25 protein-coding genes and 1 pseudogene are annotated in these 22,734 nt (G+C 66.9%); 14 read left to right on the top strand and 12 right to left on the bottom strand.

All coding sequences use genetic code 11. The features are described from left to right. Positions 1-460: 460 nt before the first annotated feature. Together ACQ0O7_RS35790 and ACQ0O7_RS35785 are read right to left on the bottom strand one after the other, a co-directional pair. Complete coding sequence (locus ACQ0O7_RS35790) at positions 461-2,131, bottom strand: DUF885 domain-containing protein (protein ID WP_430789081.1); 1,671 nt, start codon at positions 2,129-2,131, stop codon at positions 461-463. Positions 2,132-2,150: 19 nt separating this feature from the next. Continuing rightward, positions 2,151-3,206 carry a PHP domain-containing protein gene (locus ACQ0O7_RS35785; RefSeq protein WP_430789079.1) on the bottom strand — a complete coding sequence of 352 codons (1,056 nt, stop codon included), beginning with the start codon at positions 3,204-3,206 and terminating at the stop codon, positions 2,151-2,153. A gap of 86 nt (positions 3,207-3,292) precedes the next feature. On the opposite strand from ACQ0O7_RS35785, the gene ACQ0O7_RS35780 reads away from it, so the two are divergent. Beyond that, positions 3,293-5,140 (top strand): M48 family metalloprotease, encoded by a 1,848-nt coding sequence (locus ACQ0O7_RS35780; protein ID WP_430789077.1) that lies wholly within the window; start codon positions 3,293-3,295, stop codon positions 5,138-5,140. A 4-nt stretch (positions 5,141-5,144) separates the two neighbouring features. After that, positions 5,145-6,110, top strand: coding sequence for an S-methyl-5-thioribose-1-phosphate isomerase (mtnA, locus tag ACQ0O7_RS35775; RefSeq protein WP_430789075.1), 966 nt, complete (start codon positions 5,145-5,147; stop codon positions 6,108-6,110). Between the two features lies 1 nt (position 6,111). Here mtnA and ACQ0O7_RS35770 read toward each other — a convergent pair whose 3' ends face one another. Genes ACQ0O7_RS35770 through ACQ0O7_RS35760 form a run of 3 tightly spaced genes read right to left on the bottom strand, consistent with a single transcriptional unit; the run spans position 6,112 to position 8,404 of the window. Then, complete coding sequence (locus ACQ0O7_RS35770; protein ID WP_430789073.1) at positions 6,112-6,684, bottom strand: DinB family protein; 573 nt, start codon at positions 6,682-6,684, stop codon at positions 6,112-6,114. Positions 6,685-6,717: 33 nt separating this feature from the next. After that, entirely contained in the window at positions 6,718-7,653 is a 936-nt protein-coding gene (locus tag ACQ0O7_RS35765; protein WP_430789071.1) for a prephenate dehydrogenase, read from the bottom strand. 10 nt (positions 7,654-7,663) lie between these two features. After that, positions 7,664-8,404 carry a M23 family metallopeptidase gene (locus ACQ0O7_RS35760; protein ID WP_430789069.1) on the bottom strand — a complete coding sequence of 247 codons (741 nt, stop codon included), beginning with the start codon at positions 8,402-8,404 and terminating at the stop codon, positions 7,664-7,666. 82 nt (positions 8,405-8,486) lie between these two features. Here ACQ0O7_RS35760 and ACQ0O7_RS35755 point away from each other — a divergent pair, with 82 nt between their 5' ends. After that, positions 8,487-8,888, top strand: coding sequence for a hypothetical protein (locus tag ACQ0O7_RS35755; RefSeq protein ID WP_430789067.1), 402 nt, complete (start codon positions 8,487-8,489; stop codon positions 8,886-8,888). Between the two features lie 162 nt (positions 8,889-9,050). On the opposite strand, the gene ACQ0O7_RS35750 is transcribed toward ACQ0O7_RS35755, so the two are convergent. Together ACQ0O7_RS35750 and ACQ0O7_RS35745 are read right to left on the bottom strand one after the other, a co-directional pair. Further along, positions 9,051-9,392, bottom strand: coding sequence for an STAS domain-containing protein (locus tag ACQ0O7_RS35750; protein WP_430789065.1), 342 nt, complete (start codon positions 9,390-9,392; stop codon positions 9,051-9,053). 186 nt (positions 9,393-9,578) lie between these two features. Further along, positions 9,579-9,788: a hypothetical protein gene (locus tag ACQ0O7_RS35745; protein WP_092551478.1), complete on the bottom strand. Its 210-nt coding sequence runs from the start codon at positions 9,786-9,788 to the stop codon at positions 9,579-9,581. Positions 9,789-10,610: 822 nt separating this feature from the next. Here ACQ0O7_RS35745 and ACQ0O7_RS35740 point away from each other — a divergent pair. After that, positions 10,611-11,390 carry a DUF5677 domain-containing protein gene (locus ACQ0O7_RS35740; protein ID WP_430789063.1) on the top strand — a complete coding sequence of 260 codons (780 nt, stop codon included), beginning with the start codon at positions 10,611-10,613 and terminating at the stop codon, positions 11,388-11,390. A 121-nt stretch (positions 11,391-11,511) separates the two neighbouring features. Here the strand turns inward: ACQ0O7_RS35740 and ACQ0O7_RS35735 are convergent, their stop codons facing one another. After that, positions 11,512-13,254: a hypothetical protein gene (locus tag ACQ0O7_RS35735; protein WP_430789061.1), complete on the bottom strand. Its 1,743-nt coding sequence runs from the start codon at positions 13,252-13,254 to the stop codon at positions 11,512-11,514. A gap of 257 nt (positions 13,255-13,511) precedes the next feature. Between ACQ0O7_RS35735 and ACQ0O7_RS35730 the strand changes: the two genes are divergently transcribed. Beyond that, the gene (locus ACQ0O7_RS35730) at positions 13,512-14,006 is read left to right on the top strand and encodes a nucleoside-diphosphate kinase (protein WP_430789059.1); all 495 of its coding nucleotides are present in this window, start codon (positions 13,512-13,514) and stop codon (positions 14,004-14,006) included. Beyond that, on the top strand, positions 14,006-14,341 hold the full coding sequence (locus ACQ0O7_RS35725; protein WP_430789057.1) for a hypothetical protein: 336 nt from the start codon (positions 14,006-14,008) through the stop codon (positions 14,339-14,341). Before ACQ0O7_RS35730 ends, ACQ0O7_RS35725 begins: the two co-directional genes overlap by 1 nt. On the opposite strand, the gene ACQ0O7_RS35720 is transcribed toward ACQ0O7_RS35725, so the two are convergent. The 4 genes from ACQ0O7_RS35720 to ACQ0O7_RS35705 form a co-directional block, all read right to left on the bottom strand. Then, positions 14,338-14,748 carry an NUDIX hydrolase gene (locus tag ACQ0O7_RS35720; RefSeq protein WP_430789055.1) on the bottom strand — a complete coding sequence of 137 codons (411 nt, stop codon included), beginning with the start codon at positions 14,746-14,748 and terminating at the stop codon, positions 14,338-14,340. The genes ACQ0O7_RS35725 and ACQ0O7_RS35720 overlap by 4 nt on opposite strands. Continuing rightward, a complete protein-coding gene (locus tag ACQ0O7_RS35715; RefSeq protein WP_430789053.1) occupies positions 14,745-15,422 on the bottom strand; it encodes an NUDIX domain-containing protein in 678 nt (225 codons plus the stop codon). The genes ACQ0O7_RS35720 and ACQ0O7_RS35715 overlap by 4 nt, the downstream gene beginning before the upstream one ends. Before the next feature lie 74 nt (positions 15,423-15,496). Further along, positions 15,497-15,850, bottom strand: a complete 354-nt coding sequence (locus tag ACQ0O7_RS35710) for a GntR family transcriptional regulator (protein ID WP_430789051.1) — start codon at positions 15,848-15,850, stop codon at positions 15,497-15,499. A gap of 245 nt (positions 15,851-16,095) precedes the next feature. Beyond that, the gene (locus ACQ0O7_RS35705) at positions 16,096-16,437 is read right to left on the bottom strand and encodes a helix-turn-helix transcriptional regulator (protein WP_430789049.1); all 342 of its coding nucleotides are present in this window, start codon (positions 16,435-16,437) and stop codon (positions 16,096-16,098) included. A 51-nt stretch (positions 16,438-16,488) separates the two neighbouring features. Between ACQ0O7_RS35705 and ACQ0O7_RS35700 the strand changes: the two genes are divergently transcribed. The 8 genes and pseudogenes from ACQ0O7_RS35700 to ACQ0O7_RS35665 all read left to right on the top strand — a co-directional run. Then, positions 16,489-16,728 (top strand): DUF6284 family protein, encoded by a 240-nt coding sequence (locus tag ACQ0O7_RS35700; RefSeq protein WP_430789047.1) that lies wholly within the window; start codon positions 16,489-16,491, stop codon positions 16,726-16,728. Between the two features lie 13 nt (positions 16,729-16,741). Beyond that, positions 16,742-16,966 carry a hypothetical protein gene (locus tag ACQ0O7_RS35695; protein ID WP_430789045.1) on the top strand — a complete coding sequence of 75 codons (225 nt, stop codon included), beginning with the start codon at positions 16,742-16,744 and terminating at the stop codon, positions 16,964-16,966. A 56-nt stretch (positions 16,967-17,022) separates the two neighbouring features. Then, positions 17,023-17,559 (top strand): DUF2637 domain-containing protein, encoded by a 537-nt coding sequence (locus ACQ0O7_RS35690; protein WP_430789043.1) that lies wholly within the window; start codon positions 17,023-17,025, stop codon positions 17,557-17,559. Between the two features lie 17 nt (positions 17,560-17,576). Next, positions 17,577-17,915, top strand: coding sequence for a hypothetical protein (locus ACQ0O7_RS35685; protein ID WP_430789041.1), 339 nt, complete (start codon positions 17,577-17,579; stop codon positions 17,913-17,915). A gap of 95 nt (positions 17,916-18,010) precedes the next feature. Beyond that, positions 18,011-20,185 carry a cell division protein FtsK gene (locus ACQ0O7_RS35680; RefSeq protein WP_430789039.1) on the top strand — a complete coding sequence of 725 codons (2,175 nt, stop codon included), beginning with the start codon at positions 18,011-18,013 and terminating at the stop codon, positions 20,183-20,185. Between the two features lie 4 nt (positions 20,186-20,189). Then, positions 20,190-21,392 (top strand): YfjI family protein, encoded by a 1,203-nt coding sequence (locus ACQ0O7_RS35675; RefSeq protein WP_430789037.1) that lies wholly within the window; start codon positions 20,190-20,192, stop codon positions 21,390-21,392. Between the two features lie 161 nt (positions 21,393-21,553). Beyond that, positions 21,554-21,793, top strand: a complete 240-nt coding sequence (locus tag ACQ0O7_RS35670) for a helix-turn-helix domain-containing protein (RefSeq protein WP_430789035.1) — start codon at positions 21,554-21,556, stop codon at positions 21,791-21,793. Positions 21,794-21,804: 11 nt separating this feature from the next. Further along, positions 21,805-22,599: pseudogene (locus ACQ0O7_RS35665) on the top strand (tyrosine-type recombinase/integrase); the annotation flags it as partial. Positions 22,600-22,734: the final 135 nt, after the last annotated feature.

Here is a 22,734-nt window from a genome sequence, read left to right as displayed (position 1 = left end):
GTAAACGGGTTCGCCGGCTGTTCACCGAGACTGACATTGCTTTAGTCCTCCGCCATGCACACGCGATGGGCCAATGGGGGGGCTACGGAGAGTAGCCATGCGGGCGCACCGATCCGGGTCAATCTATCCGAGAAATCCTCAGAAAACCCCTTTCCAAGGGTCAGAGTTCGCTCGGCTGATCGGGGGATACGCGGCACTGCGGACTTGGCTGTACGAACGCCCCTGGCTGGGGCTCCGAGTGTGAGGAATGCCAAGCGAGAGCGCCGCGGGAGATCGTATCCGTACCGTCCTGGGGACGTGAATATGAGTTCTACTTCGGATTTGTTACGTCTTGGCGGCGCTGCATTTACGGAAAGTGTTTGGCTGATCGCACTCAGATTAATAGCGGCACAGAGTAATTGACCGGTCACAGAAAAACGGGCCTCTCCGTCCCGATTTCGGAAGGAGAGACCCGAATGACTCAAATTCTGGCCAGTGCCTTACGCAGCGGGTCGAGCCCGAGCGATCCGAGGTTCAACGCGTCCCGATGGAAGCTCTTGAGGTCGAAATCACTTCCTTTACGGATCTTCGCCTCATCGCGGGCCTGCAGCCAGATCCGCTCACCCACCTTGTAGGACGGCGCCTGCCCCGGCCACCCCAGGTAACGCTTCCACTCGAACCGCAGCACGTCCTCCTGCACCCGGGTGTGCCCGCGCAGGAACTCCCAGCCCAGCTCGGGCGTCCACCGCTCACCGGGGTGGAAACCGAACGGATTGTCCCGCGGGATCTCCAGCTCCAGATGCATGCCGATGTCGACGATCACCCGGGCCGCCCGCAGCGCCTGGCTGTCCAGCATGCCCAGCCGGTCACCCGGGTCGGACAGATAACCCAGCTCCTCCATCAGGCGTTCGGCGTACAGCGCCCAGCCCTCGCCGTGCCCGGAACACCAGCAGAGCAGCCGCTGCCAGCGGTTCAGCGTGTCGGCCCGCAGCAGCGCCTGGCTGACCTGGAGATGATGGCCGGGCACACCCTCGTGATAGACGGTGGTCACCTCACGCCAGGTGGAGAAGACCTTCTGCTCGGCCGGCACCGCCCACCACATCCGCCCCGGCCGGGAGAAGTCCTCACTCGGCCCGGTGTAGTAGATGCCGCCGTCACTGGTCGGGGTCAGGCAGCACTCCAGCTTGCGGGCCGGCTCCTCGATGTCGAAGTGGGTGCCGCCCAGCTCGGTGATCGCCCGGTCGGAGAGCTCCTGCATCCACTCCCGGAACGCCTCCTTCCCGGCGATGTTGCGGGCCGGGTCGGCGTCCAGCAGGGTCACCGCGTCGTCCACCGACGCCCCGGCGCCGGCGATCTCCGCCGACACCGCACGCATCTCCCGCTCCAGGCGGTCCAGCTCGGCGAACCCCCACTGGTACGTCTCCAGCTGGTCCACCCGGGCACCCAGGAAGTACTGCGAGGAGAGGGCGTACCGCTCCTCGCCGGCCGCCTCCTTCGCCCGGCCGCGCGGAGCCAGCTCGTCCCGCAGGAAGGCGCCGAACGCCGCGGTGGCCTCGGTCGCCGCCGCCGCGCCCCGCTCCAGCTCCCCGGCCAGCGCCCCGGAGGCGCTCAGCCGCCGGGCCAGCCCGTGAAAGAAGTCGTCCCGGGCCGGATCGGTCCAGGCGTCGCACTGGTCGGCCACCGCCAGCAACTGCGCGCGGGCGCTCACACGATCCGAGCCGGCCCCCTCCAGCAGGGTCCGCCGGTACTGCCGAAGCGCCTCCGGGAACGCCTGGAGCCGGGCGGCGATATTGCCCACCGCCTCCTCGCCCTCGGCCGGCATCACGTCGAACACCATCCGCATCTCGTGCAGCCCACTGGTGATCACGTTGATGTCGGTGGCCGCGTACCCCGCGTCGTGCTGGGCCAGCTGGAGGCCGAGACGCTCCAGCATCGCGTCCTTGGCGACGTCCTCCGACTCGTGCTCGGGTTCGGTCACGTCCAGATCGTTGATGGTCCGCCGGATCAGCTCGGCACGGGCCTCGAAGCCCTCCGGTGACAGGTCGTCCAGTTTGTCGTCGTAGCCGGAGATGCCGACAGCGGTCGCGCCCGTTGGATTCAGCGCGGACCACTCGTCGACGTATCGGTTCGCGATGTCGTCGATTCGTCCCACGCTGCCGACCCTACGGAAGTCAGACGTGCGACGCAGTCCAGTTCAGCAGGCGCTCCGCCGTCCAGGTGTTGACCACCCGATCGGCGGGAACCCCGCACAGCGCGGCCCGCTCGCAGCCGAACCCCAGCCAGTCCAGCTGCCCCGGCGCGTGCGCGTCGGTGTCGATGCTGAACAGGCAGCCGGCCTCCACCGCCACGGTCAGCATCCGCTTCGGCGGATCCAGCCGGTCCGGCCGCGAGTTGATCTCCACCGCCTTGCCGTGCTCCAGGCAGGCGCCCAGCACCCTCTCCAGATCGAAGTCACTGGGCGGACGGGTCCGGGCCCGCGAGTGCGCGGCGTCGCCCGCCCCGGCCGCCGCCACCTTGCGCCCGGTCATGTGACCGAGCACGTCCAGATGCGGGTTGGCGATCGCGGTCACCATCCGCCGGGTCATCCGGGCCGCGTCGTCACGCAGCTTGCTGTGCACCGAGCCGACCACCAGGTCCAGCCGGGCCAGCAACTCGTCCTCCTGATCCAGCCGGCCGTCCTCCAGGATGTCCACCTCGATGCCGGTGAGGACCCGGAACCCGTCGGGCAGCGCCTCGTTGAGCCGGGCCACGTGATCGAGCTGCCGGCGCAGCCGGTCGGCGGTCAGCCCGCGAGCCACCGTGAGCCGCGGCGAGTGATCGGTCAGCACGAACCACTCGTGCCCCAGATCGGCCGCGGCCAGCGCCATCTCCTCGATCGGCGAACCACCGTCGGACCAGTCCGAGTGCACGTGACAGTCACCGCGCAGAGCCGCCCGCAGCGCCGCCGCCGCGGCCGGCAGATCGGTCCCCGCGGTGGCGGTGATCCGGCGCAGGTAGACCGGCTCCTCCCCGGCCAGCGACTCGGCCACGCAGCGGGCCGTGACATCCCCGATCCCGGGCAGTTTCGCCAGCGTGCCGGCCTCGGCCCGGCTGATCAGCTCGTCGGGCGGGAGCGCCGCCACCGTCGCGGCCGCGGACCGGAACGCCTTGACCCGGTAGGTCGCCTCGTTGGCCCGTTCCAGCAGGAAGGCGATGCGGCGCAGGTCGGCAACCGGATCACGGGTCATACGGCCAGCGTAGGACCTCTAAAGAATCTTGCCTGCCGGATATCGAGATCGGTATCTTCCGACGGCTACATCCACGGGGAGGAACAATGTCCACAGCGCTGCGCGCTGCCATATCGGTGGCGATGCTGGCCGGCTTCTATCTGCTCGGCCTGCTCCAGCTGGCCGTCGCCGGCTTTCTGATCTACGAGATCTGGACCCATCTCAGCGGCCTCGGCGCCGCCAAACTCAGCTGGGTGCTGCTGGCCGCGGTCGGCGCGGTCGCGGCCGGCCTGTGGAAGGCCATCCGCAGCCGCCCGAGCGAGCCCGAGGGCCTGCTGATCGGCCCCGACCAGGCACCCGCCCTCTGGCAGACGGTCCGGGAGATGGCGGTCGAGGCCGGCACCTGCGCACCCGACGAGATCCGTCTCGTGCCGATGGTGAACGCCGCGGTCAGCGAGGACACCAAACTGCTCGGCCTGATCGGCGGCACCCGGCGGCTCTACCTGGGCATGCCGCTGCTGCAGACCCTCACCGTCGACCAGCTCCGCGCCGTCCTCGCGCACGAACTGGGCCACTACTCCGGCTCGCACACCCGGCTGTCCGCGATCGCCTACCGCGGCCGGGCGGCCATGCACGAGACGCTCAGCCGGGTCGGCAGGTGGAACGTGTTCGGCTGGGTCTTCAAGGGCTACGGCCGGCTCTACCTGCTGGTCAGCAACGCGGTCACCCGGCGCCAGGAGCTGGAGGCCGACCAGGTGTCGGTGCGGGTCGCCGGCCTGGACGCCGCGGTCGGCGTGATGCGCGAACTGCCGGTCCTGGACGCCGCCTGGGACTTCTACTTCGGACGGTACGTGGCCTACGGCTGGGAGCACGGCTACGCGCCCGACGACATCTTCGGTGGCTTCGGACAGCTCTACGCGGCCCGTACCGAGGAACTGGCCCGCCTGCGCGACCAGGAACCGGACACCGAGACCTCACGCTGGGACACCCACCCGTCCGCCGGTGAGCGGATCGCGGCCATGCGGGCACTGCCCGCCGTGCAGCACGCCCCCGACCGCCGCCCGGCGGCCGACCTGCTGCCCCGGCTCGACGGCGCCGGCCTCGCCCTGCAGGCCGCGGTCTTCGACTTCGGCGACCGGACCGTCCTGCCCTGGGCCGAGTTCACCGCCGCGTCGATCACCGCGGTCCAGCAGCGCCGCGCCGACCGGATCTTCCGCTCGGCCGCCCGCAGGCTCGACATCCCGGAGGCCGGCCTCGCCGAGATCCTCGAACTGTCCGCCACCGGCAAACTCGGTGAGCTGGCCGCCGAGTTCTTCCCGGACGCCACCCGCAAGGAGGCGGCGGTCGCCTTCGCCGACCCGATGGACGACCTGATCACCCTGGCCGCGGTCCGGTCCGGGGTGGCCACCTTCCGGCACTCCTGGTCGGAGCCGGCCCGGCTGGTCGACATGAGCGGTGAACCGGCCGACTACACCGAGATCGCCGAGCTGGCCGTCGACGCGCGGACCGTCGACCAGGCCCGGCAGCGGCTCGCCGCGATCGGCGTCCAGATCGAGGCGGCCCGGGTGGTCGAGGCCCGGGCCACCGCGTCCGGCGCCGACGTGATGGCGGCGATGGCCAACGTCAAGGTCGACGACCAGGACGCCGACCTGATCCTGCTGAACCGGGGCTTCGTCTTCGTGCCCGCGCCGCACGGCACCAGTGAGGGCGAGAAACGCCTCAAGGAGATGCTGGCCGGCAACGACCCGGCGGTGCTCGCCACGACCTACCGGTTCATCCCGTACGAGGAGGTCACCGGCGCCCGGATCACCAAGACGGTGCCGATCGGCTTCGAACTGACCACACACGGCGGCGCCACCATCGTGGTCAAGGCCCGGTGGGCGGGTGAGGAGATCGGCGACAGCCGTGACACTGTCGAGGCGGTACTGAAGCGGATCATCGAACGGGCGGAGTAGGACAGTGCGGACCATCGACTGGGTCAACGGGGCCGTCGAGATCATCGACCAGACCGCCCTGCCGGGTGAGGAACGGATCCTGCGGCTGCACACCGTGGGCGAACTGATCGCGGCGATCCAGTCGCTGGCCGTCCGGGGCGCGCCCGCCCTCGGCGTGGCCGGCGCCTTCGGGGTGGCCCTGGCGTCCCGGGTGCACCTCGACGACCCGGCCGCCCTCGACCTCGCGGTCCAGCGGATCGAGACCGCCCGGCCGACCGCGGTCAACCTGGCCCGCGGCGCGCGCCGGGCCGCCGCGCTGATCCCGCACGGGCCGGAGGCGGTCTTGGCCGAGGCCCGTGCGGTCCGCGACGAGGAGATCGCCGCCTCCGCCGCGATGGCCCGGCTCGGCGCCGACCTGGTCGCCGAACTGTGCGGCGAGGAGCGACCCCGGCTGCTCACCCACTGCAACACCGGCGGCCTGGCCGCGGTCACCGTCGGCACCGCCCTCGGCGTGGTCGGCGAACTGCACCGGCGCGGCCGGCTCGCCGGGGTGATCGCCAGCGAGACCCGGCCCCTGCTCCAGGGCGCCCGGCTCACCTCCTGGGAACTGACCCGCTGGGGAGTCGAGCACCGGGTGGCGGTCGACTCGGCCGGGCCGTTCCTGATGGCCCGCGGCGAGGTGGACGCGGTGATCCTCGGCGCCGACCGGATCTGCGCCAACGGCGACGTGATCAACAAGATCGGCACCTACTCGCACGCGCTCGGCGCGCACCGGGCCGGCATCCCGTTCCTGGTGGTCGCGCCGGAGTCCACGGTCGACCGGGACACCCCGTCCGGCACCGACGTGGAGATCGAGGACCGTGGCTCGGCCGAGGTCACCGCGTGGAGCGAGGCGGTCAACCCGGCCTTCGACATCACCCCGTACGACCTGGTCACCGCGATCGTCACGGACCGCCGGGTGATCCGGGTGGACCGGGGCGAGAAGCCCTGACTCACCGCGCGGGCGTCCACGGCTTGAGCCAGTCGGTCGCCGGCCAGCCCTCGGCGGCGGCCATCAGCGGGTACGCGGTGGCCCCGTCCACGGTCTCCCGGATCACATCCGCGTGACCGGTGTGCCGGGCGGTCTCCTGGATCAGGTGCAGCAGCACCCACCGCAGCGACCAGAAGTCCTCATCCTTCGGGTTCCACGGCACCGAGTGGTCGATCGGCACCTGATGATCCAGATCCCCGATCTCGCGGACCGTCCGCTCGGTGGACTCGGCGACCCGGTCGTACCACGAAAGGATCTGATCCAGGGTCTCGTCGTCGGCCATCCGGAAATTGCGCTCGTACGCCCCGTAGTCGATCGGTTGTGCCTCGCCCCGGACCGTGGCCAGCCAGCCCTCCTCCGTCGACGCACAGTGCTTGACCAGCCCGGCGACGCTGAGCGCGCTGGCACTCGGGGTGGCCCGCAACTGCTCGGGGGTGAGCCCGAACGCGGTCAGCCGCAGCACGTAGCGCATCTGGGCGAGATAGGCGAGCAGACCGTCCTGCTCATCGGCGACGGGGCGGACCTGACCGGGCATGTTCGGCTCCTCAGCGTTGGGTACCCCCTCACGCTAGGAAGGATTGCGGCCACTTTCCGGCCGGATGGTGACAACCTCGTCGTCCCGCACCGAAGTCACCCATCCGCCGGACCGGCCCAACTCCAGCAGCGCCGAGACCCCGGACATCTCGGGCCTCGGGTCGCCCGCGACCGCCGGCCACCCCCGCCGGGCCACCTCACCCCGCCGCAGCAGAGGAACCAGCGCACCCGGATCGTCCAGCGCCGCGTCCAGCGCCGCCAGCTCGCCGACCAGCCGCCGCAGCTCCGCCCGCACCGCGTCCCGGTTGCCGCCACACATCGCCGCGGTCAGCTCGGCCCGGGTCGCGGCCACCCGCGTGCCATCCCGGAACGAACCGGCGGCCAGCGCCCCGGCCAGCCGATCCGCCCCGACCTGAGCGGCCAGGACAGCGGCGAACAGGTGCGGTACGTGACTGATCCGGGCCACCGCGGTGTCGTGCTCGGCGGCGGTCACCGGCACCACCCGCGCGCCCAACCCGGTGAACAGCCGGGCCAGCAGCAGCCAGTCAGCCGGCACCGTCTCGTCCTCTTCCAGGCAGAGCACCCACGCACAGCCGTCGAAGAGATCAGCATCGGACGCGGCGAACCCGGACGTCTCCTTGCCGGCCATCGGGTGCCCGCCCACGTACCGGCGGCCCCGCATGACGTCCCGGACCGGGCCCTTCACCGACGTCACATCGGTCACCAGGCCGTCGTAGCCGTCCAGATCCGCGACCACCCCCGGCAGCACCGGCAGTGGTACGGCCAGCACCACCACGTCGGTGCCGGCGATCGCCTCCGGCACCGAGCCGGCCACCCGGAAACCGGCCTCCCGGACCGCCGAACAGGCCCCCGGATCGGCGTCGAAACCGACCACCCCGTGCCCGGCCCCAGCGAGCGCCCGCAGCAGCGAGCCGCCGATCAAACCCAGTCCGATGACAGCGATACGCACGCGTACGACATTAGGCCTTGCAGTTGTTCTTCCGCTCCCAGGCGGTCACCGCGGCGACCGGGCTCTTCTGGCCGTCCTTACGCCACGAGGCGAGATACGAATACGGCCAGACCACGCCCCGCCGCACCTTCCAGTCACCGGTCTCCGCACACGGCGGGGAGATGCCGTAGTGCACGTGGCAGACGTTGCTCGCGTTCCCGGTCCGGCCGGTCAGGCCGAGCAGCTGGCCCGCCTTCACCCGCGCCCCCGGCTCGATGCCGGACTGCACCTTGCTCAAATGGGAGCCGTAGTAGCGCACCCCGTCGTCACCCAGGATCGCCACCGACAGACCGCCGTTGAACGGGCCGTCCGGGTTGCCCTTGACATAGCGGTCGCGCAGGCTCACCTCCAGCACCTTTCCGCTGGTGGTGGCCACGAAACGGGAGCCGCAGTCGACGAAGAGGTCGGTGCCCGGGTATTTCGAGTGGGTGTTGTGCCAGTCGACGTTCGAGGCGTCGACCGGGAAGACGTACCGCACGCTCTCGGTCTTGCTCTCGTCCTGGCTCCTGCTCGGGGTGGGCTTCACCGACGGGCTCGGCGCGGCCGTCGTCGGCGTCGGCACCGTCGCCGGGGACGCCTCCGCCGACCGGGTCGCCGGGTCCACGAACTGCGGCGTCGTGGCCGGCGAGGCCGACCCGCCGGTCACCGACCCACAGCCGGCCAGACAGGCCGCCGCGATCACCAGACCGGAGAGGGTACGGAGGATAGGCACCGCGCCATCCTGACAGAAGACCGGAAATCGTGCAGACCGCCAGCGGCTACGCTGATCGTCGAGTGTGACGAGGGGAACGAGGATGACCGACCGGCAAGTCTCCTGGCCCGCGGCCGAGCCACCGCCGCCGGGATATGTCCCGCCGCGTGGCATGCCGCATTCGCCGATGATGTTCTCCGGGCTGCCGCCCCGCCCGGTCTACCGCGAGCCGCACCCGGTCACGGCCGGGCCGGTGGTTGCCGGGCTGACCGCCACCGCCGCCTGGTTCGTGCTGTTCGGCAGCCTCGGCGGCAGTCTGGGGTCGTACGCCTGGTGGACGATCGGCGCCGCCTTGGTGGCCTGGGCCGTCGCCGGTGTGCTGGCGGTCCTCGGCGACCGTGGGGTGGCCGTCGGGGTGGCGGTGGCGAGCGGGCTGGCCCTGGCGCTGTCGATGGGCCTGGTGGTCTGGCGGTGGACCGACACCCTGGACTGGCCGCTCTGGTGACGGGGTCTATTGTCTAGCGTGAAAACAGTGCGGGCGAAGGCCGGCTTCCGATCGGAGCCGGCCTTCGCCTTTTTCGTCCCGCGGACCTGGATCTATGCCGCGGCTCCAGACCTGTGCCGCGGTTCTAGATCTGTGCGGCGGCTCTAGATCCGTGCCGCGGCTCTAGATCTGTGCGGCGGCGATCGCGTCGTCGATCTCCGGGAAGATGGCGAAGTAACGGCCCAGGCCGACGGTCTCCATCAGCTGGGTGAGGAACTGGTTGGCGCCTGCGAAGCTCAGCCAGCCACCCCGGGACGCGATCACCTGCTTGCTGATGATGAAGGCGCTCAGGCCGACCGAGTCACAGAACTTGAGGCCGGACAGGTCCACGACGATTCTCGGCACCGGGCGCTCCAGCAGGTCGGAGAGCACGGCATGCAACCGACCCGAGGTGTCCGCGTCCAGTTCCCCCCGAAGATGGAGCACCGCGACCTCGGCGCGATGGTCGGTGACTGTTGCTTGCATGGTGATCCCCCGTGTGTATGGAGTATCAGCCTAGATCCCGACCATAACGACACATCGGACACCACGTGCGTCCCTGCTTCCACACAGAACGGGCCGGACCCTGGAGTGGGTCCGGCCCGTTCGGAAGGCTGTGCCGGGATCGGTCAAGCATGTGCGGCGCAGCCGGAGGGGGCTCCTGGCGCTGCCTTACAGCTCGCGCCACCGCCAGCGTGGACCGCGCCACGCGTCGGCCAGGATCATCGCTGATGCCTTGCCGGGACACTGCTGCACCTTCGACTTGCCCTCGGGGCCGCCCATCTGGGCCTCGACCTCCCATTGCGCGCCGTCGGTGCGGACGTAGACGTCCCGGCGCGCGAGCCGGACGTCGCCATTCCACCAGTGATGCTCAACTCTCACATGTCGAATCTAGGACAGACATCGACGAACCTGCGTAGGGCGATTCTGCGAAAGTTGCACGACTCTCGGTCGGAACCACATTGTCTGATCCGGTGGATTTGAGCTGCGTGACTTGCGCGACACCCTATGTATTTGGGCGGTTCGCACCTGACTACAGAGCGTGTTTCTGGGCTCTGACGTGCGACGAAACACCACCGTTACACGTATGGCAGCTGATCATGGGGAACAACCGAACGGACTAGCCGTCATGTGGATGGTCGGTGGACCCCGCTGTTGGCGACGGAGCGTAACAGGACTCGGCCCTTGGAAACGTCGCAAAAGCAGAGAGCCCGGTCACATGGACCGGGCTCTCCCGTGGCGGTGGCGGCGGGATTTGAACCCGCGGAGGGCGTAAACCCTCACACGCTTTCGAGGTCTGAGATCCACTATCCGGCAGTGTTCCTCACCGTGCGTAACGCCTACCCGACCTCCACCGATGAAGATCCGAGACCGATCGCGTACACCTCCGGACAGAGGTGAACGAGACCCCGGGCGGCGTCGAACGAGACCATAACTGAGACCACATGGTTGAGCGGTCGCGCGTTCGCCAGAGGAGTACGCGCATCGCGTCTAGCCATCTCGAAACCGCAAGCCCGAGGGAGGCTGTCCTCGCGGCAGCGCCCCCAAGAGGTTAAGCCGATGGCCGCCGCACGCAGCGTGCAACGGCGAAGGATGCCTCCTATGGCTGGCGTCCCACGGTGGCAGCCGGCGACGAGGAGACCGAGCCTGGGGGCGCTGAAAATCATGCGACAACCCGATTGAGGGCGGGCAGGCTGTTGCGGCATGAGCCGCAAGGGCAAGCCGCACAGTCTCCCGGTCGAGGTATACCGGGAGACTGTTGATGAACTCCTCTCAGCCTGGGATCGCTTCGAGGGCTTCGACACGCGAACGAAGGACTTGCCAATCGCACGCGTCGTCTTCGCGCTCACGGCCAATGCCCATAGTTCGGCGAGGGCGGCCGTGACGCTTTGGGATGCCGATCTATGGGTGGAGTCGATGCCTATCGTTCGCTCATGCTTCGAATCGGCAGTAATGGCTGCCTGGACTCAGCAGACCGGCAAATCTGGCGTGGAGGCCACGTTGTTCGAGCGGACTCGCCAGTCCGTCAACATGATGAGGACGGCAGACCAGGCACTGGTTGCCGTTCCTCAAGATCTCCGCGATCACATCACCGCTCGACACGACAGTGCCCCAAGGCCCTCACGCGCGGCACAGGCACGCAACTTCGAGAGGATGTGTGCGGACTTGGAGGCCGGAAACAGCCTGTATCTCATGTATCGCCATGCCTCGGATGTCGCTCATGCTTCGAGCGCGCTAACCCGCCATTTGGTTCCCGGGCAGCGTGACAGTCTAATCCAGGTGAAGGAGCCGGCGCCGTCATCAGGAACCCAGGCCGTTGCTGGACTGACCGTCGCTTACGCGCTTGTTTGGGCTGGACGAGCATTTATGGAGGTTGGCCTCAGCAAGCCTGGGAAGCAAGCCCTGCGCAAGATTGCCATGCGCCTTGGGATCTCACCAATCCTGGTGGCGCACGGCAATGCGAAGATGAGCCCTCCCCGGTGAAGAGATATTCAATCGATGTCGACGCCGAACCAAAATCCGTACTGATCCAATCAACGAACGGCGGACGCAACGACGAATAGGGCCTCGTATCCTTTTGGCGGATATGGGAAAGTAATACATCTCAGCTATCATCGTCCGCCCATTCGGGAATTCCATGCGCGTAGCGTTGGTCGGACATCGACCACTGAGGCGACATGGGCGACCACTCCATGCCGGGATTGACTTTTGTAGAGTTACGCCCTTTTGGCAATCGAATGGCAAAACTAACGAATAATATTGTCACCAGCAAGGTCAAGGCCCCTGCGTATAGAGCCATGACGGAAGAGGGGCCATTCTTGGCCCATTCGATGACAGGGTCTGCGATCGGCTGAATGAAAGTTGGTGGTTTCCACTGTGATATCAGCCCGAGCGAGTCTCGAAGCGCAGGAATACCCAGGAGAACTGTCGCGGCAGAGCCAATCCCGGCAACGATATAATTTCGCCGCACGCTGGCGCGCACCTGCTGAGCGCTAATAAGTTGCTGCATCATATTCGAGCGCTCTAATAGACGCTGGTGAAGTTCATTGGCTTCAAGCTGCACAAGTATGCTTTTCGCAATTTCACGTGTAGTCCCATAAGACAAGGCTGAAGCGCGGTACTCTTCAATTCCCTCAGCGAGTCTGCGTTGGACATTCAGAAGATGCTTGAAAGTGTTCGGACCGATCGGCAGGCTGTGATCGAGCGAGTGGATTTGCCAGTACTGCAATATCGCGTGCTCGATAACAGAAACGGTGCTGACAAGACCGGTAAAGTCGGGAGAAAGGGCTCCCGTAGGCGAAAAATCCCAATCAAGTATGAAAGCATTTCCGCCGTAGTAGAAGCGCGACTCTGATTCGAATAGTGTAATGCTGCTGTCGAGATTCTTCTCAACCGTCTTGACGCTTAGTCCGTCGTAGGCGGCAAACCTCATGGCAATGCCAGCAAGCTCGGCAGTATGCGATTTCAGCCAGGTCTTCTTGTCGCGGCAGCAATGTAGGCCGCCCGCGACGACTGTCGCATAGCAGAAGTAGTCGCTAGCCCCCTTCCTTCCACCCGCCATCCAGCCAATACGATTTTGGTAGATGAAGTAGGCGTCAGTGATCGAGAAATGCCCCTTCCAGCGAATCTTCCGATCAGGCACATTTCCGATGTTCGGCTCAACCCACTCGTCTAAGTCTGCTTCGTGCTCAAGCTCAGCAGCACCTACTACGGTCCCAGGAAATGTGCAAGTGTCCAGCTTTAGCTTCGGCGGCCTCGATAGCTCGATCAAATCGTCGGTGCTTCGTTCATTGCCAGCTACAACATAGAAAGTAATCAGCGCTACTCCAGATCGATGGAGTACAAGAGTGGCTAGAACAGTGTCGTCAGCAAGAAGGCGAGAATCAGCTCGAAAGTCTCGCAACTGCAGTCGAATGAATGGCGACTTGGCTAGGTATATGGGACTAAGTATGTCATTGTCGTTCGCTGTTAATACGCCTAATATTTTAGTAGACTCTACAACATTGTCGTCTATCTCACTGACAGATGATGCCAACTTTCCAAGAAGTTCTTCGAATTCGGGTGGCAACGCCTGCGGCGGATCGTCCTTCTTTCCGAACAGGTCTAGCTTGAATAACCGATTTCGGACGGCAAAGAGCGCTGATCGCGGATACTTAGCCGCCCAATTCGTGAATTTAGTACTGCCGTCCACAACTCTTGGGATCTCAGCCATTCCGGCCATGAATTGCCGACCTTCTAGGATGCTGCGATGCTTGCTAGAAATTCGAACTTTCCTGGAAGGTGGAACGTTTACAGAATCCGCAACACCCTCCTGCAGGAGTTCGTCGGCTAGCTTATATATATCCACCCCTGAGGGGAGCGTAAAAGCAAAGCTATAGGTTGCTCCGACAGTGGCGAAACGAGCCTGGTGTCTACGCGATCGTTGCCAATTGATTTTTGCCAATGTCCCCTCCGTCTAGCAGGTCATGGTAGTTGGAGCGCGCCACTCGACCCCATAGGTAGCGTTTTCCACTCCATGATCATTTCCGGCTTCGCGTGCTGTTCCGAAGCCGAGTAGCCTATGTTGTAACCTGTCGATACTTGTTCTTGAGATTGAGGTGTCGAGTGGGCGCAGTCGAGCGAACGCTAGTCCTGTTGAAGCCGGATGCTGTAGCGCGTGGCCTGATCGGTCGGGTGCTTCAGCGGTTCGAGGATGCCGGATTGAAGGTTGTCGGCAGTAAGATGGTGCTGATTGACGCCGAATTGGCGCGTAAGCACTACTTCGATCTCGAAGAGCGGTTCGGCAAGTCGGTCTTCGACGTGACGGCCAACTTCATGCAAACCGGGCCGGTTATCGCCCTGGTCCTCGAAGGCGTTGAGGCTGTCGCGAACGTTCGGCGCCTGGTGGGCTCCACGTTCCCGAACCAGTCTGCTCCGGGCACGATCCGTGGGGACTTTGCGCACACGTCGAAGGCTTACACCGAGGCGAAGCACATCGTTGCTGCCAACCTCATCCACGCCTCGGGCAACGTTGAAGAGGCCAAGTACGAGGTTGACCTGTGGTTCGACTCGTCTGAGCTGTTTGACTACCAGACCGTCGCTGAGAAGTACGTCTTCTAATGGTTGACGAGCAGGTCGAGCAACTGCCGGCGCTCAGTGAGGTCCGGCAGAACTACGAAGAGGCGCGCGAGCAGGGAGACCACCGCGCGGCGGCTGAGTATGCCTACGCGCTGGCGATCCGGCTGAAGTGGATCGGGCTCTTCTCGGAGGCTGAGCACTTCGCTGCTGAGTGCCTGGCGCTCGCCGAGATCCTGCCCTCGGCGACGCTCGACGATGTGGTCTCGACCCGCTCGTCTGTGGGCGGCGTACCGCTCCCGGACCACTTCCATGACGACGTGGTCCGGTGGCGGCTCTCCAACCTTCTCGATCCGGCTGAGGCCGGTCGCCGGCTTTAGCGGAGGTTCGCGTCCAGGTGCTCTTGCACCGGGCCGAAGAACGGATATGGGACGTACGCGGCAAGGGTGGCGCGGTCGCACCACGCCACCTCTGCCAGTTCCTCGGGATCGCCGACGTGGGCCTCTCCGCTGACGACGTCGCACGCGATGTAGACCATGGTCCGGCCGGTGTTCGGGTGGACGCGTTCGCCGAGTTCCTTCGTCGCGCGCACGGTGAGGCCGGTCTCCTCCAGCGCCTCGCGGACCGCGGCGTCCTCGCCGGTTTCGCCGGCCTCGACCTCGCCGGCCGGGAACTGCCAGGACAGCTGGCCTTCCTTGACGTTGCGGCGGGCCATCAACACCTGGCCGTCCTGCACGATGATCGCTGCGGCGATCGGCGGACGTTCGGTGCTGTCGGTGTTGCTCATTGTTCCCCTTCCAAGGCGCGCAGAATCGGCGCGTATATCCGTTCTTCTGGGATGAAGCGAGTGATCCTCTGGCTCGGCACCCATAGGGCGCTCGCGTTCTCGACGGCGTCTCGGTTCTCGACCTCACCGGCGAGGTAGTCGCAGAGGAAGTAGCGGGCGTTGACGCCCGTGAGCGGGTGGATGCGGGCGCCCAGCTCGGTGCGGACCGAGCAGTGGATGCCGGTCTCGGCGAGGGTTTCGCGGGTCGCCACGGTGGCTGGCTTCGCGCCTGGCTTGACGATGCCGGCGGGGAACTGCCAGTCCAGTCCCCCGGGGTCGGCGTCGCGGCGGCAGACGAGCAGGACTTCCGCGTCCTTCACCACGATCGCGATGGCGACCGTCAGTGAGACGGCGCTGCTGACGGCGTGGGCTTCGGCGTCGTCGTCGGCCTTGAGCTGGCGGGCGAATCGGAGCTTCACCTGCTCGTCGGCCCGCTCGTAGGCAGTGTCGAGCGCCCGCTGTAGTTCCGGGCGGATCACGATCTCCGGGCGTTCGTTCCAGGAGGCGATCGTGCGTTTTGCGACGCCGATCAGGCGGGCAATCTCGTCCTGGGACATGCGCAGTGCGGCTTGGAGAGCGACGGCATGGCGGCCGGTCCACTGGTCGATCACGATGCGCCGGGCTGGTTGACTCATGACACCGACCTCCGGCCGGGTGTCGTGAGCAGACCTGTCCTCGCCGACTGAGTGAGGTGCAGGTCAACCGGCATCTATCCGTCGGCGACCGTCAGGGTTGTTCCGGCGGGATAGATCTCGGTCGAACCGTCCGCGCGCGTGACAGTCAGGGCTGTCGATGAGGTCGCGGTGTCGCCGGGACTGAGTTGGATGCGGGCGGGCGTGTCGACCACGAACGTCCCGTAGCCATGCCGGACCTCGATCAGGCCCTCGCTGCGCAGGATCGCGAGTGCGCGGCGCACGGTCTCGCGGGCGAGACCGAACTCGTCGTGGAGGTCCTTCTCGGAGGGCAGTCGCTGCCCGGCGGAGAATGATCCACTGGTGATGCGCTCACGCAAGACGCTGGCGAGCTGCCGGTAGGCAGTGCCCTCGCGGTCCGGCGTGATCATGTGGTCACGCTAGGTCGAGTGCTATACCCCTGCGGACGTATATACGTCTAGACGTGCCGCAAATCTGGCAACTACGGCATCAGCGGCATTCCGGCACCTCGGGAGCATCGTGCATCACCGATGCATCAGTCGTGCATCGGTGATGGGTTCCTGCCTCATCGGCAGTGCGCGGAAACCTCGGTTTACTTGGCCTTACCGAGAAACGGCGCCAGCGAAGGAGGTGAGGAAACGATGTCCGGAGGCGCTTACGCCGAGCCGCGACGGGGGCGGGAAGCCTGCCACTCGCGGATCGTCGCCGGACGCCAGGCCGGCGAACGGCCGAACATGCGGTCAGGTGCCGGCGCCTGGCCGCGCGAGACGTAAGCAGCCCACGTCGGGCGAGTGATCTCGGCGCCAACTGAGCGCAGGTAGTCCAAGACGAGGTCAGTCGTCCACCAGTCGTCCGGCAGTTCGCCGCTCGTCTCGTCCATCGCCGGTGAGACTACGCGATCTGACCACCGCATCGCTGCGTGCGATGTCCCCTCGAATGCCCAGTTCAGAGTGATTGCCTTGCCTGAATACAACGTCAAGTTGTAGCGTGCGCTCATGACTACAACGAAACGTTGTATTCGGCGGGGCATCAGACCGGAAGGACTTCCGTGTACCGCGATTCGATGCCCGAAGAGCCGACCCCTGCCCACCTCGACGCCATCGAGCGTGAGAACCGCCTCCTTGAGGCGGAACTCGCGCTGGTCGACGCCGAGATCCTGTTCTTCACCGCTGAGCCGAAGCCGACCCAGCTCGACTACCGCCGGCTTCGCCGGGCTCAGAACCGTGTCCTCCGCGAGATGGTCGCTCTGCTGGAGCGCTACCTCCGCTCGATCGACGACGCAGCCTGAGCGGGGGCCGGCCATGAGTCTCGGCGTCTTCTCGACGATGCTGCTCGCGGCGATCGGGATGCTCCTGATCGACCGCAAGACGCGGGGACGGATCGTCTTCGCCGTCATCTGTGCCCTGATGCTCGGCCTGGTCATCGCCGGAAGTGACGGCGTCCTGGCACAACCGGCTCATGCACTGGTCGACGGCGTCCGTGACGGTCTGACCTCGATCGGCCGCTCGCTGGGCGGCGGCAAGTGATGGCCGGCCGACTGTCCCGGATTCGGTGGGGCGTACGTGCTGTGTTGCTCCTCGGCGTGGCCACCTCGGTGGCCGCCAACATCCTGCACGCCCAACCGAATCCGATCAGTCAGACCATCGCGGCGTGGCCGCCGCTGGCGCTGCTCCTGACCGTCGACCTGATCTCCCGGGTTCCGGTTCGGAAGGGCTGGCTCGCGGTCGTACGGCGGACGGCGACGGGCGCCCTGGCGGCTATCGCTGCGTTCGTGTCCTACGGACACATGGTCGGAGTCGTGTCCCGGTACGGCGAGGTCGGAGCCGTGCCGTACCTGATCCCGCTGTCCGTTGACGGCCTGGTCGTGGTCGCGTCCGTCTGCTTGGTCGAGCTGAACACGTCGGCTAAGCAGGCGGACACCGAAGCGGACACGGTCACGGACATCGCGAAGGCACCAACTGTCCGCGCCAAGGGGCCGGCGACCAGCGCAAACAAGACGGCCAAAGCGGTCGCGCGACTTCGCTCCCGGCATCCCGATCTCGGGACCCAAGAGATCGCTCAGCGGATCGGCGTCACTGACCGCACCGTCCGCCGCCACCTGTCCGCCACCACGACCTGACCGATCGGAGAACCCTCATGTTCGAGATCCCGTTGGAGCACCACGCCAAGGTCGCTCTGCACGTGCTCGGCGACAACGCCGAGGACATCGCCGAGACGCTTCCGAACGGCAACTGGCTCGGACGGCGTCACAACTCGGGTGCCTGCCCGATCGCCGTCTTCCTGACCGCGATCCTGCCCGGTGTGCGTGGCGTGGTCGTCGGTAGCAATCAGTTGACCATCCACCCGGTTGACGACAACGAGCCGGACATTGACGTCGACCTCCCGCCGGCCGTTGCCGGGTTCGTCCTCGCCTTCGACATCGGGGCGTTTCCGGAACTCATCGCACCGAGCGACGACGCGGAACCCGAGATCTGACTCTGCCCGGGGCGCGGCCTCCTGGCCTCGCAAACCTCCGGCCGCGCCCCGGCCTCACCCCATCGGTCTTCAGACCTCCTGGAGGAATCTCCATCATGGCAACCCCTTCGCCGGACGGCGAGTTCGACTGGACAGCCGCAGAGGCGCAGGTCGGCGACATCGTCGACCTCGGGTCGGCGCGGCGCCGGCGACAGCCCGACGGCTGGACCGCGGACGTTGACGACGAACACGACGAACTCGGAGACGAGCCGATCCTCGTCGACCCGCCCGACTCGAATTCTCGAGTGTCGTGGGCTGAGGCGGCCGCGGGCCGGCGCCCGATCGTGCCTGCCTGGCTCCGCTCGAAGAGTGAGGCGCTTGCCCTCGCCCGCTGGATCGTCGGCCACTACACCCACGTGAGCGCCTACCACCTGCTTCGGGCGCCCCTCTACATCGGCCGTCTCGTCGTCCGCGCTCCTCGTGGAGCGGTGCGGGCGGTTGCGGGCACCGCTCGGTGGGCCTCGGACGCCGAGGGCCGGTCGGGGCGGCTCGCTGCGGTCCGACGTGAGGACGCCGACGAATACCTCAAGCTGTCCCGCCAGCGCGACGCTCGCGTGCGGCTGCGGTCGCTGATCCTGACCTTCGGCTTTTCGCTGGGCACGGTCGGCGGGGCGCTCTTGGTTCTTTCAACGACACAGGAGATTCGGTACGCCGTTCTCGCGGCCCTTGTCGGGCTGCTCGGAAGTGCCGGCTCGCCGGCGGACAAGCCGCTGATGGACGTCGCTGCCGTGAAGCCGCGCGTCCGCAAGCTCACGGCTGACGTCCTCACCAGGGCGTTCCTCGCCGCTGGGCTGTGCAAGCCGGACGATCTGATCACCTTCCCGGCGCCGATCATGCGGGACGGGCCGGGATGGCGTGCCGTCATCGACCTGCCGTTCTCGGTGAAGGCGGACACGGCGATCAAGAAGCGCAACGATCTCGCCGCTGGTCTCGACCTCGATGAGGTTCAGGTATGGCCGGAGCGGGTCCGCGGCTCGGCGGGTTCGGCGCGGCGGCTGGCGCTGTGGGTTGCCGACGAGGACCCGTACGCGAAGCCCTCTGGTCTTTGGCCCTTGATCTTGAAGGGTGTGGTGGACGTCTTCGAGCCGTTCCCGTTCGGGGAGGACCAGCGTGGGCGGATCGTGATGCTGCAGCTCATGTTCACGTCGCTGCTGATCGGGGCGATCCCGCGGATGGGCAAGACGTTCGCCGCTCGTCTGCCGGCCCTCGCCTGTGCGCTTGATCCGATCGTTGAGCTGCACATCTATGACGGCAAGGGTGGGCAGGACTGGCGGGCCTTCGAGCGGATCGCGCATCGGGTCGGCTTCGGGGTGCGGGATGAGGTCGTGATCGGCCTGGTCGAGGACCTGCGGGCGCTGGTCGTCGACATGAACCGTCGGTACGACACGATTGCGACCCTGCCGGCGGACATCTGCCCGGAGTCGAAGGTGACCCGGGCGATTGCCGAGCGGCGTTCGCTGAAACTGTGGCCGGTGCTCGTGTCGATCGACGAGTTCCAGCGTTACAGCGGACACCCGGCCTACGGCGACGAGATCGTGAGCCTGCTGACCGAGCTGTGCAAGGTCGGGCCGTCCGTCGGGTTCATGATCTCGCTGGCCACTCAGAAGCCGGACGGCAGGGCCGTGCCGACGGACCTGCGGGACAACATCGGTACGCGGTTCGCGCTCAAGACGATGACGTGGCAGTCCTCCGAGGCCGTGTTGGGTGCGGGGTCGTACACGGCGGGGCACGACTCGTCTCGGCTCCAGCGAGCCCACAAGGGAGTCGGCATCCTGCTCGGTGCCGACGACTCGGGCGCGGTCGAGGACGCCGTGACCGTCCGGACGAGCCGCACGCCGCTTGCTGAGATCGACGCGGTGATCACGCGGGCTCACGCGGTTCGTCAGGCTCGCGGCACGCTTACCGGGAGCGCGGCAGGGGAGGCGCTGGCGCTTCCTGGTCCGGCGTCGTCACTGCTCGACGACGTGCTGACCGTGGTTCCGGCCAGCGAGCCCAAGATCTGGTCGGAGACCCTCGCTGCGCGGCTCGCGGAGCTTCGGCCTGAGACGTACGCCGGGTGGAAGCCCGAGCAGGTTGCGGCGGCTCTCAAGCCGTTTGGGATCCCGGTCGGGCGGCAGGTGTGGGGCAGTGATCCGGTGACCGGTGAGAAGGCGAACCGGAAGGGCGTCCACCGCGAGGACATCGCGACTGCGGTCGCCGAGCGTAACCATCCGGCCCCTGCTCGCTGCTGAGGCCGTGCTGATCGAGCGCACCCGACCGGCGATCGTCGAAGCCGAGTTGGCGCTCCGCGTCGCCGCAAAGGCCGCTGACCGGGCTGCGAATGCTGCGGCGGCCGCGGTTGACGCGGGAGGCCGGGATCGGCTCCTCGCGGATGCGACCGCGGCCGCAATGGCTGTCGAGACGATCACCGTGCCGTCGCTGCCGCGCCTGGTCGCCGATGACGTCACCAGCGAGCAGGCCGCATCGCTGCTGGCCGAGCAGGGCGGGCGGCTCGCCGTTCTCTCGCCCGAGGGCGGGATCTTCGCGACACTGGCCGGCCGGTACTCGGGTGCGCCGAACCTGGAGGTCTTCCTCAAGGGCCACGCCGGCGACATGCTCCGCGTCGACCGGCGTTCGCGTCCCGCCGAGCACGTCGACCGGCCCGCTCTCACGCTCGGCCTCGCCGTCCAGCCCGAAGTGTTGCGGGACATCGCGCAGATGCCCGGGTTCCGGGGCAAGGGTCTGCTCGCCCGGATCTTGTTCGCCGTTCCCGAGAACACTGTCGGGCGCCGGCGGATCGGTGCCGACCCGATCCCGACGGCCGTCGCTGAGGCGTACGCCGAGAGGCTGACCGCCCTGGTCGTCGGCCTCGCCAGCCTCGACGAGCCTGCTGTTCTGCCGCTCAGCCCTGAGGCCAACGAGCGCATGTTGGCGATTGAGCGGGACATCGAACCCCGGCTGGCGCCATCCGGGACGTGGGCGCACATCGTCGACTGGGGCAGCAAGTACGCCGGAGCCGTCGCCCGCATCGCAGGGCTCCTCCATCTCGCCGAGCACCTGCCCAACGGCCAGGGCGGGGTGATCGATGGCGGAACGTTCGACCGGGCCGCGACGATCAGCGCCTACTTCGCCGAGCACGCGCTGACCGCCTTCGACGACATGGGCGCCGATCCACTGGTTGACGACGCCCGCCACGTCCTGGCCTGGATCGAACGCTCGCAGACCGAACGGTTCACCAAGCGCGACCTGTTCACCGCGCTGTCGCGCGGCCGGTTCCGCAAGGCCGCCGACCTCGACCCGGTGCTCAACCTCCTAGTCGCGCACGGCTACCTCCGGTCGGCGCCGGCCCCCGAACGCCGTGGCGCCGGCCGCGCGCCGTCGCCGGGATGGCTCGTCCACCCGCAAGTCCTCCGGCCCGCTGGCACGGTCCAGCCGATCAGCGCCGGACGGGTCTCATGATCCGGCCCTGCCGTCCGCAGAATCCGCGGAAACCGCAGAACGACCAGCCCGGAGCCATTGCGCGGATATCGCGGATTCTGCGGAGCGCTCCGCGAGGTCCGCCGCTCGGCCTGTCCTCCCCAGCGACTACCCCCGATCACCTCTCGAAAGGCACTCGCAGGATGACAGCCGATCCCAGCGGCGAAGCCGCCGAGATCCCCACCGAACCCATTCGACTGGTCCTCACGATCGAGCAGGCCGCCCGCCGGCTCGGCATCGGCAGGACCCTCATGTACTCGCTCGTCATGGACGGCGAGATCGAATCCGTGACCATCGGCCGGCTCCGGCGAATCCCGGTCGAGTGCCTCACGGAGTACGTCAACCGACTCCGCGAGCAGAACGCTCAACTACCGGCAGCCTGAAGGGATCTGAGATGGCGAAGCGCAAAGCGAACGGAGAGTCGTCCATCTACTTCGGTGCTGATGGGCGCTGGCACGGTCGCGTGACTGTGGGAGTCAAAGACAACGGCACCGAGGATCGCCGCCATGTGACCGGCAAGACGGAGTCGATCGTCAAGGCGAAAGTCAAGCAGATCGAGAAGGACCGAGACAACGGAACCCTTCGCAAGGCCGGCGAGAGCTGGACCGTTGCGAAGTGGCTCACGCACTGGCTGGAGAACATTGCAACGCCGCCGAACGTCCGCGAGAACACAGCCTCGGGCTACCGGGTCGCCGTACGGGTGCACCTGATTCCCGGCATCGGTGCTCACCGCCTCGAAAAGCTCACCCCCGAGCACATCGAGAAGCTGACCCGAAAGATGCAGGAGAACGGCAGTAAGCCCGCCACGGCGCACCAGGTACACCGGACGCTGCGAACGGCACTCAACGAGGCGATGCGCCGCGGGCACCTCGGCAGGAATCCTGCGAGCCTCGCGAAGGCACCACGACTCGAAGAGGAGGAAGTCGAGCCGTACTCAGTCGAGGAGGTTCAACGACTCTTGATCGCCGCCGCCGAGCTGCCGCGCAATGGCGCCCGGTGGGCTGTCGCACTCGCGCTCGGGCTTCGGCAGGGCGAAGCCCTCGGACTGAAGTGGTCAGATGTCGATCTGACGACCGGAACAGTCTTCGTTCGTCGGTCTCGACTCCGGCCGAGATGGCAACACGGGTGCACAAAACCGTGCGGCCGGAAATTCGGCGGCCATTGCCCGGATCGGCTGTCGCTCCGGGCCAGGGATGTTGCGTTCTCGGTCTGTGATCCGCTGAACAGGGATTTCGTGAGATGACCGGCCTTTGTGGAGGTGGTAGAAGCGGGTGAAGCCCTCAAGGTGATCATGGAGTTCTTCACGCTGCACGATCACCGAGGA

It is taken from the genome of Actinoplanes sp. G11-F43 (genome assembly GCF_050589265.1).
Lineage (GTDB): Bacteria > Actinomycetota > Actinomycetes > Mycobacteriales > Micromonosporaceae > Actinoplanes.
The sequence above is the reverse complement of the archived record's forward strand: the minus strand, read 5'-3'. Positions and strand labels throughout refer to the sequence as shown.

What these genes read in the sequence shown, in the direction of transcription:
- ACQ0O7_RS35785 (WP_430789079.1), bottom strand. Translation starts at nt 3,206, where the DNA reads ATGACCCGTGATCCGGTTGCCGACCTGCGCCGCATCGCCTTCCTGCTG.
- ACQ0O7_RS35780 (WP_430789077.1), top strand. Translation starts at nt 3,293, where the DNA reads ATGTCCACAGCGCTGCGCGCTGCCATATCGGTGGCGATGCTGGCCGGC.
- ACQ0O7_RS35770 (WP_430789073.1), bottom strand. Translation starts at nt 6,684, where the DNA reads ATGCCCGGTCAGGTCCGCCCCGTCGCCGATGAGCAGGACGGTCTGCTC.
- ACQ0O7_RS35755 (WP_430789067.1), top strand. Translation starts at nt 8,487, where the DNA reads ATGACCGACCGGCAAGTCTCCTGGCCCGCGGCCGAGCCACCGCCGCCG.
- ACQ0O7_RS35750 (WP_430789065.1), bottom strand. Translation starts at nt 9,392, where the DNA reads ATGCAAGCAACAGTCACCGACCATCGCGCCGAGGTCGCGGTGCTCCAT.
- ACQ0O7_RS35740 (WP_430789063.1), top strand. Translation starts at nt 10,611, where the DNA reads ATGAGCCGCAAGGGCAAGCCGCACAGTCTCCCGGTCGAGGTATACCGG.
- ACQ0O7_RS35725 (WP_430789057.1), top strand. Translation starts at nt 14,006, where the DNA reads ATGGTTGACGAGCAGGTCGAGCAACTGCCGGCGCTCAGTGAGGTCCGG.
- ACQ0O7_RS35720 (WP_430789055.1), bottom strand. Translation starts at nt 14,748, where the DNA reads ATGAGCAACACCGACAGCACCGAACGTCCGCCGATCGCCGCAGCGATC.
- ACQ0O7_RS35715 (WP_430789053.1), bottom strand. Translation starts at nt 15,422, where the DNA reads ATGAGTCAACCAGCCCGGCGCATCGTGATCGACCAGTGGACCGGCCGC.
- ACQ0O7_RS35710 (WP_430789051.1), bottom strand. Translation starts at nt 15,850, where the DNA reads ATGATCACGCCGGACCGCGAGGGCACTGCCTACCGGCAGCTCGCCAGC.
- ACQ0O7_RS35705 (WP_430789049.1), bottom strand. Translation starts at nt 16,437, where the DNA reads ATGAGCGCACGCTACAACTTGACGTTGTATTCAGGCAAGGCAATCACT.
- ACQ0O7_RS35695 (WP_430789045.1), top strand. Translation starts at nt 16,742, where the DNA reads ATGAGTCTCGGCGTCTTCTCGACGATGCTGCTCGCGGCGATCGGGATG.
- ACQ0O7_RS35685 (WP_430789041.1), top strand. Translation starts at nt 17,577, where the DNA reads ATGTTCGAGATCCCGTTGGAGCACCACGCCAAGGTCGCTCTGCACGTG.
- ACQ0O7_RS35680 (WP_430789039.1), top strand. Translation starts at nt 18,011, where the DNA reads ATGGCAACCCCTTCGCCGGACGGCGAGTTCGACTGGACAGCCGCAGAG.
- ACQ0O7_RS35670 (WP_430789035.1), top strand. Translation starts at nt 21,554, where the DNA reads ATGACAGCCGATCCCAGCGGCGAAGCCGCCGAGATCCCCACCGAACCC.